This is a genomic window from Paenibacillus sp. FSL K6-1230, assembly GCF_038002385.1.
Lineage (GTDB): Bacteria > Bacillota > Bacilli > Paenibacillales > Paenibacillaceae > Paenibacillus > Paenibacillus massiliensis.
The window spans coordinates 914,902-928,042 of sequence record NZ_JBBOCK010000001.1 but is presented as its reverse complement, the minus strand read 5'-3'; the positions used below and the strand labels follow the sequence as shown (position 1 = coordinate 928,042).

The window sequence follows — 13,141 nt, the reverse complement described above, 5'->3', positions numbered from 1 at the left end:
TACTGAATTATATATTTCGTCCTTCCCAATAATGGATCAGGCCTCTCCAGGCGCCAAGTGACAATCGTCCCAGATGGTGCTCAAAGCCCGATAGCTGGAGCCCCTCGCACGCTAAGATCCGGTTTTGTAGACTTTCGAAAAAGCCTGTCGTGAGCAAGGTCCGCACCTCTTCATTCCCTTCTAAGAACATCTGCTCTACGACAGAGAATACATCCTTCACCTCATTCGTTGGTTGGTCCAGTAGCCTAGGGAATAGATGCTCTGCAAAATCTGCCACCTCAAGATAATACAGCCGTTGTTCCCCTGCTTCATAGTTATCGTTCAGGTAGCACTCTGCCCGGTTCTGATACGAGGGACATGCCTGAATCAGCAACGCCATGACCTCTTGAATGTCCATCTTCATCTCCATCAACCTATCTGTAATATGATTAAGAACCTCTCATCACTTCTGGCTTCCACAGCAGCTTGCTTGCAAATCAACCTGGAGGCGAACTATACGAACTAAGCCATTTCTGCTTCCTTAAGGATCATGGCTCATGTTGAAGAATGCATCCAGCAACGGATCACTCACTCTGCAAGTTCGGTAGATAGCGCTGGAAGGTTCTGAACAGGATATACTTCTGTAATCCTCTCACTTGGCTTAGGCACTGCTCCGCCAGAGCTTGTGCCTCTTCGATCTCCCCGGCCCTCCGCTTAATATCGTACAATAATGCGTTTCGCATCCACACCTTGGGTATCCCGTCAATGATCTGCAGCGCAGCCTCCGTATGTCCCAGTTCAATCTGAAGAGCCGCCCGATAATAATCGCTATACGCCTGAGGACGAATGTGTTCGATCTCTTCCTGTACCTCTAGCAGATTCTTTCTGTGAAACGCCAGCAACGTCTTGAACAATGCCTGCTTGCTTGTACTCTTATGCTGGGCCAGCAGCTTGTGGATGCATTGCTCCACTTCTTCATTCAACTCATTCCCAACCGCGTAATAGAGATAGACCTCGGGCTTGCTTCGATTAGCCAATAAATAGCGTTCCAGCCGCCTGATATTCGTCTCCCATAAGATGTTGTACATACTAGGCAGCAGGAGCACAACGACAAGCGCCAGGAACAAGACGATGGCAGCTGGAGCCTTATGATCGGGATAGATCGAGCAATACCACAAATACCCCCCCATGAATAAGGCAACAATCAAATACTTCAGCTTCATCTCACTTCTGTCCTTTCATTTTATCCTTTAATTCTAAGACTAGTTTAACAGGTCCAATCTATATAGCACATATCTGGCATTAATTTTTTTCGCAAAAAAGAGAACAAACGTTCCTTTTTTAGTTGTAAAACACAACCTAAAAATACCTATATAAGTAGATACATCTCTAAGCAATTAAAGTATATATAGAAAGGAGCGAATAGCATGATTACCGGACAGACAGCCTATGAGCGGTATCGTGCAGAGATATACCGGATTGGTTGGAGGATTCAATACAAAGCCAAGAAGATCAGAAACAGAGAGCTCCCTCTTTTGGAGCACGAACCCATAAAGGAAGATTTCACAGTAGCGTCTGATCAGGCTCTAACCTTGGAGCAATTGCTAGATACTTTGCCCGACACTGGACAACGGGTGCTGCACAAGCTGTATTGGGAGGGATTGACCGAAGCTGAGGTAGCCCGTCAGCTCAAAATTAGCCAACAGGCGGTGAATCAATGGAAGAGAAAAATGCTGAAGCAATTGTCTCAGAAGCTCACTTCGAACAACTGATCCAGGCGGCAAGACAGCATGATTCGGAGGCGATGCTAGCTGTTATCGAGCTCTTTCAGCCTGATATTCAGCGCTTATCCCGTTATATACATCTACCACGAGAGGATGCTGCGTCTGAGATTATCGTAGAATTCCTTGAATTCTTGCAGACGGACGTCTGAAGCGCCATCATTCATTGATCAGTATGGAAGGAGGAGCACATCCTATGGACAGCCTATCGGCAGAGCAGATCAGCACTCTTATTGGCACTGTCGGCTTTCCCAGCCTGATCGCCATTATTTTGCTACGCAGCGTCCTGGGCAACTTTAACCAACGCTTGGACGATCTCGACAAAAGACTGCTGCAGCTCAACAAGTCAATCATGTTGGTTGACAAGACACTTCATCAATTATCCAGCCAAGCTACGAAAGACATCAAGGACCCACACTTATCCAGTACGGAAAGTAACCATCCACGAATGGTATCCAAAAAACATCTCTAAACGTAGATCAAGAGGATCATGCACCGTGTGGGCCAGGATCCTCTTTAATTGTACTTACGCTATACACTCGAACTTGTTCTATTGCAATGCTGGGGACAACTCAAGCTCTCGAATGGATCGTACTCGTATCAGCATGACCGCCGTGAACATAACCATCACACCAGCCAACAAGAACAAGAATCCGATTCCTCGGCCAGGACCTGTACCAATGACTGCCCCAACTGTAGAAGCCAGCACACCATGCTCCGTGAGCAGTGGATTAAAGACTCCATCTGATAATATACCAGCACTAGCATAAGCTGCTATATATCCGAGCTGAGATACCAAGCCAATCATTCCCCAGGCTCTCCCCTGAGTCTCGTTCGGGATATGGGTACGTATGAGAACATCAGCACTCGTATTCACGAAGGCCAGTGCAGCAAAAAACAAAAATCCCATAGTCGTAATTAGCACTACATTCGTCGTCATTCCTAGTAGGGCAAAGAAGATACCGGACATAAACAGGCCTATGGCCATGACTTTGCTGTACTGCTTACGAATACTGAACACTCCGATAAATAAGCTTCCGAGCAGTAAGCCTGTAGCACTGATGGATTCAACGATTCCCAGCGTGCGCGCATCCGATAGTGGTAATAACAGCGGAGTGAACAGCGTCTCTAGAAACCCGATAAAGAACGTTACCAAGGTCAGAATAAGCATCAGATAGCGCACTCCTTTGGCCTTCATGACTATATGCCACCCTTCATGAAGCTCGGCCCAGAGATTACTGTGTTCTCTTGTCTTGGATTCCTTGCTGCAACTGGCTGCCACACGGCTCCGCACGACTATAATCGTAAGCAAGGTTACTAGAAAGGTGGACATATCCAGCAGCAATATTCCTTCAATACCGATGAATCCAATAAATAAGCCGGCCAGTACAGGTGAAATAAGGTATTTCGAAGCTCCCGCCAACTGTACCATTCCACTAGCCTGTGCATACTGCTCCTTGCTGAGCAGATCGGTAATGGTCGCCCGGTAGGCTGGATCCGTCAAGGATGCGAAGATGGAGCTAAGGGTTACACCGACACAAATGTGCCATACCTCCATCTGTCCTGTCATCATCATTAGCAAAATATACAGCAGCCCCAAGACAGAACCACCGTCACCAATCAGCATCATGAGTCTGCGATCAAACCGATCCGCCAGCACACCTCCTACTGGAGCGAGCAGGATGATCGGTAGAAATGCACATAGCGTTACCAGGGAGACCGCGGTTGCAGAATGAGTCATCTGGAAGACGTAGACACCCAGTCCGAAGGCTGTCAGTCCACTCCCTATACTGGAGGTCAGCTCCCCTAGCCATAGTATCAGGAAGGTAGTAAAAGATTTCTTAAGCATGCTCATCTGCCTTCTGTTCTCCTATACCTTGAGCCTCCGTGCTCCCAGACTGCTTTTTACCAGAGCGTTTCTTACCGGAGTCCCCTTTCTTACCATCACTACTCTTCTTGCTATTCTTTTTATTCCCCTTGTCGTTATCTTTATCGCCGTTCTTCAACTTTCGCTTCTTATCCTTCTTGCTCTCATTGCTCTTCTTACCAGAGGACTTCTTGTTATCGACCATGCTATTATCTATCGTCTGTTTAATAACATCCTTGTCTCTGTCCTCCATAGCCTTCTTATCATTGAAAGCATCAGACTCCTCCGTGGGAGACTGAGCCTTCGCTAATTCAGGCTGATCGAACAATTGAACAATATATGCGAAGCTTCCCTGCTCAGCGCCGAGCAATGTCTCCATGGCATAGATCAGACCTTGCACCCGCTCAGCCTGCTCCTCAGGTGTCCAGCGGAAGAGCCCTTCATCGAAAAGGGTCACAGCAGCCACCAGCAGTAGCTCTATAGACTGACGAGGATAAGGGGTGCGGAAGAGTCCTTCCCGTATCCCTTGCTCTACTACATCCTGTAGCACTGGCGTAAGATGCTGTACGGTTAAGCTCAGACTCTTCTGATGCATCTGGGCATTACTAGCCTCGTGTAGCTCCTCAATAAGCTGCTGCTTTACTGCCGTATTCGGCTTCTGCGCAAGCATAATGAGCAGGAATTTCTTATGCACCGTGATGGCAGAATCGTTAGCGATACTGCGTGCCGTCTCAACACCAGCATCCACCACCCGTTTCACCATCGCATCCAGAACCGCTTCCTTGGAGGTAAAATAGTAATAGAAGGTGCCCTTGGCAATCCCGATTGCCCGTAAAATATCGTTAATGGTTGTCTTGTCGTATCCCTTTGTCAGGAACAACACCTCTGCCGCATCCAATATCTCATTTCTACGCTCTTCATGCTCTTTCACCACTCTCATCTCAATACGCCTCCCAAGCTTGGATTAACTGTAACCTGATGGCCGATTGAGGATAGAACCCCGGCTCCTGCTGATGCTCTGCGTCATGGGATATGTTCTGCAAGTGGTTCACACCGTTAACTTTTGACCGACCGTCAGTCTATAATACATATATACGCTGTTTGACGCACGAAGTCAAGGTCCCGAATTACATTTATTCCCTGAGCTGTCGCCAATACAAGCTAACAAATAAAAGAGCCTACCTCAACTCAGATTCGTTGAAATAGACTCTCTAAAAATGAATTAACGCATCCGATTCACGGTAGTGAATACAAACTTATCATACCGGTGCCGTGAGAACGAATATTCAAAAGGAATGCCGTTATCCAAAAAACCCACCTGCTCTATCTCCAATATCGGGTCATCTGATGCACAGATCAAGTTCTCCTGATCCAGCTTCGTGGATTTCGATGCTCGTATCGTACGGTGTGATCCCACGATGTTCAAGCCCAGCTCCTCCTTGATATGCTTGTAAATCGAACCATGCAGCACTTGATCGGTAAGGCCGCTGATCAGGTTGGTTGGCATATACGTAATTTCCATAACGTAAGGCTCACCTTCCACAATGCGCAGACGAATCACATGGTATACAGGAGATTTAGGATCAATAAATAGACGATTGGCTACTTCCTCTGTGGGAAATTGAACATCAAAGGCGATGATTTTGTTGGTGATCTCCTTCCCTTGCAGCAGATTGGTCAATCCGAGCATTTCATTCACAACTACGTTAACAGGTGAATTATAGGCTGCCTTAACGATAAAGGTGCCGTGTCCTCTCTTGCGTATCAGCAGCCCCTCGCTAACTAGCGTATCCAATGCCTTTTTCATCGTCATCCGGCTCACTTGGAACTCAGCAGCCAGCGAGATCTCATCAGGAATCGGTTCATCACTGCTATAGGTTTTATTACTGATCCGCTCTTTGACCTCTCGGGCAATTCGCTCATATTTATTCATCTTTTTATCACCTGTATTAGATATTGTTGTGCCAGATTAGTCTGTATACGATAAAAAGCTTTTTAGAAATTAGTATTTAGTAAGTATACATAACTACACACATTCTCACCAGTAGACCGTGTACTTCGCATATTCGTCTTTACCTGGCATACTCATCATGAGAGCTGATTATTGTCTTTTGTCATTATTACGCTATTGGCGTGTCTGGCCAGTGGATCCTCAGGTACGGGGGATTTTGAAAAAAAGATGGTCCTAAGGACCATCTTAAAATCCATCATGCTCAATGACTTGCTTGAACCAGTATCCACTTTGTTTGATGGACCTTTGTCCATCCTTCTCGAGATCCACGGATACAAAGCCATAACGATTCTTATAGGCATTGGACCAAGACCAGTTATCCATGAAAGTCCACAGATGGTAGCCCTTCACGTTAGAGCCTTCTGTAATCGCACGTTGAACCCATTTCAAATGCTCGCGTATGAAGTCGATACGGTAGCTATCACAGATCATGCCCTGTTCATTTCTGAACTTCTCTTCCCCTTGCACGCCCATTCCATTCTCGGAAATGAAACATTCGATGTTCCCGTAATTCTCACGCACATTGGTCAGGATATCATAGATACCCTTCTCATAGATCTCCCAGCCCCGCATCTCATTCATCTTGCGACCTGGCATTACATAATAATCGAAATAATGTTCAGGTACAAAAGGTGCATCAGGATGAGGCTGGCTTTCTCTGGCCTTGACCCTGCGCGGTTGATAATAGTTAATTCCCAGCAAATCAATGGTACCCTGACGAATGATGTCCTTGTCCCCGTCCTGCATGGCAGGCAGATATCCGTCCTTGGTAAGCAGTTCCACCAGAAGCGGATTGAATTCTCCTGTCACAGATGGGTCCAGGAAAGAACGGTTGAAGTATGCATCACAGACGGCTGCGGCGCGAACATCTGCCGGGTGCTGGCTGCGTGGATAGGTCGGCGTCAGGTTCAAGATGATACCGATCTTGCCATCATAGCCTTGTTCCCGGTAAGACTTGATTACGCTCGCACTGGACAAGAGGGTATGGTACCCAACCTGCACCGCTTTGCCGAAATCCAGCTCGTTCGGGTAGTGGAAGTCATACAGATAACCGCCCTCCACAGGTACGATGGGCTCATTGTGGGTGAACCATTTACTGATACGATCACCGAAGAGCTCGAAGCAGATGTTCGCATACTTTACATAAGCATCCACAGTCTCCCGGTTCACCCAGCCGCCCTTCTCCTGCAGAGCCATCGGCAAGTCAAAATGATACAGGTTCACGAACGGCTCAATGCCAGCTTCTGTTAATTCGTTAATAACGGCATTATAGAATTCAACTGCCTTTTCATTCACAGCACCTGTCCCTCCTGGAATCAGTCGAGACCAGGAGATCGAGAACCGAAACGAATTATGCTTCAGTTCCTTCATCAGCGCGATGTCTTCCTTATACTTGGTATAGAACCCGGACGTCTTGGAAGGTCCTACACCATCATAGAATCGATTTGGCTCTTGCTCGAACCAGTAATCCCATATATTCGGTCCTTTTCCGTCGCCCTCCACAGTACCTTCAGTTTGTGTCGCCGAGGCAGAGGAGCCCCACCAAAAATCAGCCGGAAACGGATATTGAATTTCTTTCTGTACACTCTCTTTTACTTCAGTATGATTCACGGTCCTTCTCCTTTCTCTTGTACGCTGCACATGCTGTCTACTTTCTGTACTATTGCTTGTATATTACATGCTCAGTGTTTGTTCTTTGGATGGAGCACTAGCTTCTTCTTCCTGTTCCTTACGTACATTCATCCGGTCAATGAATTTCAGGAATGGGAACCAGATGACGAATACGACCGCCATATTAAATATTTGCAATAATCCACCTCTTAGCGAGCCTGTTCCCATCATACCGCTGAAGAACAATGGCATCGTCCAAGGAACCTGTATACCGTTCGGTGGTGGCACAATGCCTGTATACATCGCGAAATAGGTAATCAAGGTCACGAGCATTGGAGCCAGCACCCATGGCACGATGATCAGTGGGTTCATTACAATTGGCAGACCGAAGATCACCGGTTCGTTAACATTGAAGAGACCAGGACCCAGTGCCAGCTTACTGACTTGCTTCAGCTGCTTGCTCTTCAGGAAGAAGAGAATCGTGAGTACTACGGTCAGGGTCATCCCTGTACCGCCAATCCCTACGGTATAAATATCAACGAATTGCTTGGTGATAATATGCGGCAGCTCTGCACCTGTGGAGTAAGCTTCGTAGTTCTCCAGTGCCAGTGTATTCCAGATCGGGTCCATCACGGAGTTCACAATAATCTGACCATGCAATCCGAAGAACCACAGAATCTGAATCAGGAATATAGCAATCAAGGTAGGAATAATACCGCTACCCAGATGCACTAGCGGAGCCTGAACGGCTTTGTAGATCAGATCATGCAGATTGTTATGGAACGTTACATTTACAATAATATTAATAATCAGGAAGATGCCCAGTGTAATACATGCAGGCAGCAAAGCTGCGAACGACTTAGCAACTGCCGGTGGCACGCCCGGAGGCATCTTGATTACGATGTTACGCTGTGTGACTTTACGGTAGATTTCACCCGCAATGAAGGCCACGATCATCCCGAGGAACATCCCCTTGGCACCAAGGCGCTCCTTCGGAATCACGTCTGCAATCGTCGTGCCGTCGCCCTGAGTCAGCAGGAACGGTGTGAGCATCAGGAAGCAGGCAAGTGCAATCATCCCGCCGAATATAGGTTCGACCTTATAGCTTCGCGATAGATAATAACCAATACCGACCACGACGAAGACCGTCATAATATTCAAGGTGGCATTAGGCGCAATATTCAGCAGCTCCTGGGTTCTCGCCAGGTTGTCTGCCCCCATCCAATCACTCAAGAATGGAAGATTGATAAGAACGACGATAATCGATCCAAATACAGTCAATGGAAATGACAGCATGAACGCATCCCGTAATACTGAAAGATAACGGTTATTGTTCAATTTACCAGCAATGGGTATCAAAATCTGGCTTAATTTCTCAAACAACGCCTATTCCTCCCACAGAATATAATTTTCCCTTACATGTAAACATCGTCTTCACATGCTTTGCTTATAGCAAGATTTGATTCTGCCGCCTGAATTGACTATACTCGGTAATAAGCGTTCTCCTAAATTCACTCGCCAGTGATTGGGTCTGCCCTGCAGTCCCAGCTCAAGGAGGCGCTTTTTCTTACCCCAATGTATGTCATCATCGAATATGAATCCTCAGCCAGCATTTCATTAAAAAACCAGTTCACATATGAATGTAAACCGTTTCAAAGATTCGCTTAGATATTTCTGGATTTGAATAGCTCCAGCAGCTCGTGAACAAGATCCTTCATCGTAACTGTGGACATCAAATGATCCTCGGCATGCATCAGCAGCAGATTCAAGGCAGTCGGTGTACCTTCGGCCTCTTTCTTGACCATCTGAAAATGAATGTCGTGTGCAGAGCGCAAATCCTGCTTCGCTTCCTTCAGCAGTTCATCTGCTCCCTCTGCGTTGTTGTTACGATACTCCGTCAGGGCCTGAATGATCTTACTCCGGGCACTGCCACTATGAAAAATAAGCTGAAAGCTAATCTGTTCTTCTGTTAATTCCGCGATATCGACCTTATCCATTTTTCTTTTCCACCAACTTCATCGCTTGCTCGTAAGCCTTCTTACCATCAACCATGCCATAGGCCATCATATCTATAACTTCTACATGAATGCCGTACGCCGCAGCCTCTTTCTCCAATTGCCCCTTCAGGAAGCTCATTTGTGGACCAATCAGTACCGCATCAGCCTTAGCCATTTCTTCAGGCGCCTGATCCTGACCTACGGCCCAAATTTCGGCTTCATCTCCGATGGACTTGGCATGCTCCTGCATTTTGGTCACCAGCATACTTGTAGACATACCAGAGCTGCACGCAAGTAGAATTCTTTTCATAACTGTTCTCCATCCTTTCAAGCTTAAAATGTGAATTAGCAGAAACCGTTTACAGGGCAATTATAAACCCATCAATTTCATTTGTCTATACATTAAAATCATATGTCTATACTTTTGTCGAAATTACGAATAATTCATGTCATCATGTCCACCCTCTGCATTTGCATGCAACATGAACGTCAAAAACCCTTGTAGATCCAGGGCTGGACGTACAAGGGTTATGTAAAAAAAATTATAAAGGTCTTCCTATAGCAACGGTACCATCAGACCATTCGACAATTGTGGCAGGAATACGTCCATAGATCATTCGGTAGCCTAGAACCACATACGTCTCAGATTGGTAGCTCAGGAGCTACAATCCCGGCTATATTGCTAATAGCTTCTAGATTCATATAAGTCTCGCTAATGCTGTGCAAGATACTGCTGTACAAGCTCATTTCCGGCCACGCCCATAGTATTGTAAAGCTTATACTCAGCAGGTGTCAGGTTACGAATCCATTCATCTCCATGATAGAGATGACCTGCGCTCTGAAATTCCTGCAAAGCTTCCTTCTCCGTAGTTAGCGGGATATGACCCACGATCTCCCAATCCCCACTGCGAAGATTATCCGTCGCTGCGAAAATAACCCGCGTGCTCCCTCTACTGTTAACGAAGGTCAGCAAAGAATCATTCCATTCGCTTATGTCGTTCGGCATTTCTTTATCTGCAGCAAGGCCCATAACGCCAAAAGAAAAGACCTTCTTGAACCTCCCCCGCAAGGCGCAAATGACCTGACAAAATGCATATCTACCATCATGCATGGGGATTACGAAAATATCACCTGCTTCATGCTTCTTCATCAATCTACCTCCTGATCACACTTGATTACATTACGGATTTCAATCTGAGAATTCCCCGTACTCGCAGCCGGCGTTTCTCAGCTCGATATGATCAATCAGCTGCTTGCTGCCCCCAAGCTTACGGTAGAGCCGGATCTCGCCGTAGCCAGTGCCGCCGTTCCACAATCGGTTATGCCGCTTCTGTCCATCCGGTGATTCATAGTTAATAAGCAGCATCTCATCCCGTGGACATTCCAGCTCCAGCTCGAATTCCGAGTTATGATTGCTGGCCCGAACCTTCCAGTAATGACGCTTATCCCCTTCCTCAAAATCAAACGTCACGCGGGATCTCAGCAATGGCTTGGAGAAGTTATACTCATACATCGTACCCTCGTGATACATGCCGATCAGGATCTGGCGGGGCAACGGTATTCCGAATACTTTCGGCCTACCACCACCGACCTCAACCGCTGAGTGATCCAGAGTCTGTCCCGTGATCAGACTACGTAGATGGCAGCTGCTAATCCATAGCCAGGGGGAGGTGTAATCTGCTCCCCAGTTCTTGTCGGCATAGCCGTAAGACCTCTCCGGGATAATGTCATAGACTACTCCATCCAGACGAACTGTTCCGCTGTAGTTAGTCTTGATGCCCTCTGCGTGCCAGAACATCTCAAAGGCATTCAGTCGGCGAAATATGGAGGAGGCACCATAGCCGACATGATAAGCAATCTGCTTGTCTATAGTGAGATCCCAGCTCATTTCTCCCGCGTCGCTCATATATTCCGGATGTACCTTAGCCTCCAACTCGTTTAAGGAACACATTCCCTGCATTCGTTGCTCTGTCAGCATGCTTTCCCCAATACATACTTCCAGCCGATCGGCGGGACAACTGAACTGGGGAATGGGGTAAAAGTTGTGTATCTGCTTGGCACCTTGTCCCCATGCTCCTGCCTTAATCATCGCATAGGCGGGCTTGACCCCACGTTCTCGATTCTCTGCCAACTGTCCCAGCACGGGAACTTCCCCACCTAACGCTGGATTGCAGACGTAATATTCGATGAAGAAGGCTTTGGCTTCTCCGGTCTCCCGATTATAGCCAGTGAAGCTGTGCCACCACCAGTCGTATCCCTTGTACGCCAGTGATCCCTTGAGCATGTACAGATTGCGCCCAACATCACTCTTGTTCATGTTACCTCCTCCTTTCCCATCATGTTCTAACCTTGCACCTGCTATTTTCCTGCCTGATATTATTGTAAATGGAGCACTCTCCACAAATCCAGCAGACATGCTTGTTCGTGTTCAAGACTATGCTATAGCAAGACAAAATACCCGTCCCATACGCTTCAGGACTATTCTATCCTCTCGAAGCGCATGAGACGGGCAAATAGGGATCGCTCGACAGACTCCTGCAAGGATTGTCTTGAAGCTCTCACTCTATTTCTATAATGTCTCTAGTCTCTGTTTCTCAATTTCTCTATGTCTAGTCTTTGTAGGGATCGAATTCATCCGCTCCAGCCATACATACACCTATCGGCTTCAGCACATGCAGCACATCAATCGTCCCGACATGGGCATCAAGCACCTCTCGTAGCTGACGGTACACAAACGGACTCTCATCCGTGCCTGCTCCGCGCAGCTCGACCCCGAACTCTCGAACAGCCCGATCCATCTGCTCCTTCGAGATCTGGCCGCCGCTACGCGTACGGGTCTTCCAGTTCATTTTGCCCGCTGCCTGTGTTCGGCTCATGATTCGTCCAGCTCCATGTACCGTACTGTAATAAGACTCCTGATTCTCCAGTGTATCCTTGCCCCGTACGATAACCGAGATGTCGCCCATGCTACCACCAATGAACCCGACCTGGCCCGGAGCCGAAGGTGTCGCTCCCTTGCGCACGACTACGACCTCCCGTCCGTTATGCATCTCCTTCCACGCATAATTATGATGATTATGCACCTCAATATCTGCCTCAGCACCCAGAATGGACAACACCTGTTGAATGACGTAATCTCTACCTGCATAGGCGTATCGACCAGCCAGCCTCATCGCCCGATAATACATATCCCCTAGCTCACTGTCGAGGTCCAGCAGAGCAGGGGGCTGATCCATCTTCTCACCATGTGCATTAGCCATGAATTCTCGTCCGGCCATCAGATTAATGAAGCCACTCGCAGTCTTATGACCGAAGCCACGACTACCGAAGTGATTGGCAATCCATACTTTTCCATTCTCCTGCTCCACCAGCAGATCCACGAAATGATTCCCACTACCGACCGTTCCGAGCTGGGCACGGGCCAGCGCCTTCAGCTTGTCATGGACCTGTTTATCCACGTCCTCATATACAGCCCAGTCGGGGTCATCGAAGAGCTCATGGTCCACCCTTTCCTGATTCACACGCCCTACCCCAAAGGAAATACGCCGAGCGATCTCATCCATTATCGAGCTCAATCTGGGTAGAATCTCACCTGCGGTCAGGTTCGTCCGTACAGCCTTGTTGCCACAGGCAATGTCGTAGCCGACACCTGCGGGAGAAATCTGCCCGTCATACACGACTACACCGCCAATCGGCTGGCAATAGCCCTTGTGATGGTCTGCCATGAGCAGGGTCTGAACCACGTTTCCTGTTCTGGAGCATACTCTGGCCTGTGCCATCGCCCCTTCATCCGGTTGTCCCCATACTTTTACATTGTCAATCTGTTGATATGCCATACTCACAGGTCATCTCCTTTTACTGCTACTGTCTAATTAGTACCTTGACCAGATCAGAT

Annotated in this window: 14 protein-coding genes and 1 pseudogene; 3 read left to right on the top strand and 12 right to left on the bottom strand. The window is 47.5% G+C overall.

All coding sequences use genetic code 11. The features are described from left to right. Positions 1–7: 7 nt before the first annotated feature. Together MKX74_RS04075 and MKX74_RS04070 are read right to left on the bottom strand one after the other, a co-directional pair. On the bottom strand, positions 8–403 hold the full coding sequence (locus MKX74_RS04075) for a DUF7674 family protein (RefSeq protein WP_341177586.1): 396 nt from the start codon (positions 401–403) through the stop codon (positions 8–10). Between the two features lie 160 nt (positions 404–563). Continuing rightward, positions 564–1,169, bottom strand: coding sequence for a hypothetical protein (locus tag MKX74_RS04070; protein ID WP_341177585.1), 606 nt, complete (start codon positions 1,167–1,169; stop codon positions 564–566). 237 nt (positions 1,170–1,406) lie between these two features. On the opposite strand from MKX74_RS04070, the gene MKX74_RS04065 reads away from it, so the two are divergent. The 3 genes from MKX74_RS04065 to MKX74_RS04055 are packed head-to-tail and all read left to right on the top strand — an operon-like array spanning position 1,407 to position 2,232. Next, positions 1,407–1,751: an RNA polymerase sigma factor gene (locus MKX74_RS04065; RefSeq protein WP_341177584.1), complete on the top strand. Its 345-nt coding sequence runs from the start codon at positions 1,407–1,409 to the stop codon at positions 1,749–1,751. Further along, on the top strand, positions 1,697–1,912 hold the full coding sequence (locus MKX74_RS04060) for a helix-turn-helix domain-containing protein (RefSeq protein WP_341177583.1): 216 nt from the start codon (positions 1,697–1,699) through the stop codon (positions 1,910–1,912). The genes MKX74_RS04065 and MKX74_RS04060 overlap by 55 nt, the downstream gene beginning before the upstream one ends. 44 nt (positions 1,913–1,956) lie before the next feature. Beyond that, on the top strand, positions 1,957–2,232 hold the full coding sequence (locus MKX74_RS04055; protein WP_018885281.1) for a hypothetical protein: 276 nt from the start codon (positions 1,957–1,959) through the stop codon (positions 2,230–2,232). 78 nt (positions 2,233–2,310) lie between these two features. Here the strand turns inward: MKX74_RS04055 and MKX74_RS04050 are convergent, their stop codons facing one another. From MKX74_RS04050 to MKX74_RS04005, 10 genes and pseudogenes are all read right to left on the bottom strand, one after another. Then, complete coding sequence (locus MKX74_RS04050) at positions 2,311–3,609, bottom strand: MFS transporter (RefSeq protein WP_341177582.1); 1,299 nt, start codon at positions 3,607–3,609, stop codon at positions 2,311–2,313. Positions 3,610–3,952: 343 nt separating this feature from the next. After that, positions 3,953–4,567 (bottom strand): annotated as a pseudogene (locus MKX74_RS04045) (TetR/AcrR family transcriptional regulator); the annotation flags it as partial. Between the two features lie 282 nt (positions 4,568–4,849). Continuing rightward, positions 4,850–5,560, bottom strand: coding sequence for a GntR family transcriptional regulator (locus MKX74_RS04040; protein WP_018885284.1), 711 nt, complete (start codon positions 5,558–5,560; stop codon positions 4,850–4,852). A gap of 264 nt (positions 5,561–5,824) precedes the next feature. Beyond that, positions 5,825–7,249 (bottom strand): glycoside hydrolase family 1 protein, encoded by a 1,425-nt coding sequence (locus MKX74_RS04035; RefSeq protein ID WP_018885285.1) that lies wholly within the window; start codon positions 7,247–7,249, stop codon positions 5,825–5,827. Between the two features lie 63 nt (positions 7,250–7,312). Then, positions 7,313–8,632: a PTS cellobiose transporter subunit IIC gene (celB, locus tag MKX74_RS04030; RefSeq protein WP_018885286.1), complete on the bottom strand. Its 1,320-nt coding sequence runs from the start codon at positions 8,630–8,632 to the stop codon at positions 7,313–7,315. Between the two features lie 281 nt (positions 8,633–8,913). Then, a complete protein-coding gene (locus MKX74_RS04025) occupies positions 8,914–9,246 on the bottom strand; it encodes a PTS lactose/cellobiose transporter subunit IIA (protein WP_018885287.1) in 333 nt (110 codons plus the stop codon). After that, positions 9,239–9,556, bottom strand: coding sequence for a PTS sugar transporter subunit IIB (locus tag MKX74_RS04020; RefSeq protein ID WP_018885288.1), 318 nt, complete (start codon positions 9,554–9,556; stop codon positions 9,239–9,241). Before MKX74_RS04020 ends, MKX74_RS04025 begins: the two co-directional genes overlap by 8 nt. A 402-nt stretch (positions 9,557–9,958) precedes the next feature. After that, entirely contained in the window at positions 9,959–10,396 is a 438-nt protein-coding gene (locus MKX74_RS04015) for an immunity 26/phosphotriesterase HocA family protein (RefSeq protein WP_197031753.1), read from the bottom strand. A gap of 39 nt (positions 10,397–10,435) precedes the next feature. Further along, positions 10,436–11,563 carry a tocopherol cyclase family protein gene (locus MKX74_RS04010; RefSeq protein ID WP_341177581.1) on the bottom strand — a complete coding sequence of 376 codons (1,128 nt, stop codon included), beginning with the start codon at positions 11,561–11,563 and terminating at the stop codon, positions 10,436–10,438. A gap of 292 nt (positions 11,564–11,855) precedes the next feature. Next, entirely contained in the window at positions 11,856–13,082 is a 1,227-nt protein-coding gene (locus MKX74_RS04005) for an RtcB family protein (protein ID WP_341177580.1), read from the bottom strand. Between the last annotated feature and the right edge of the window lie 59 nt (positions 13,083–13,141).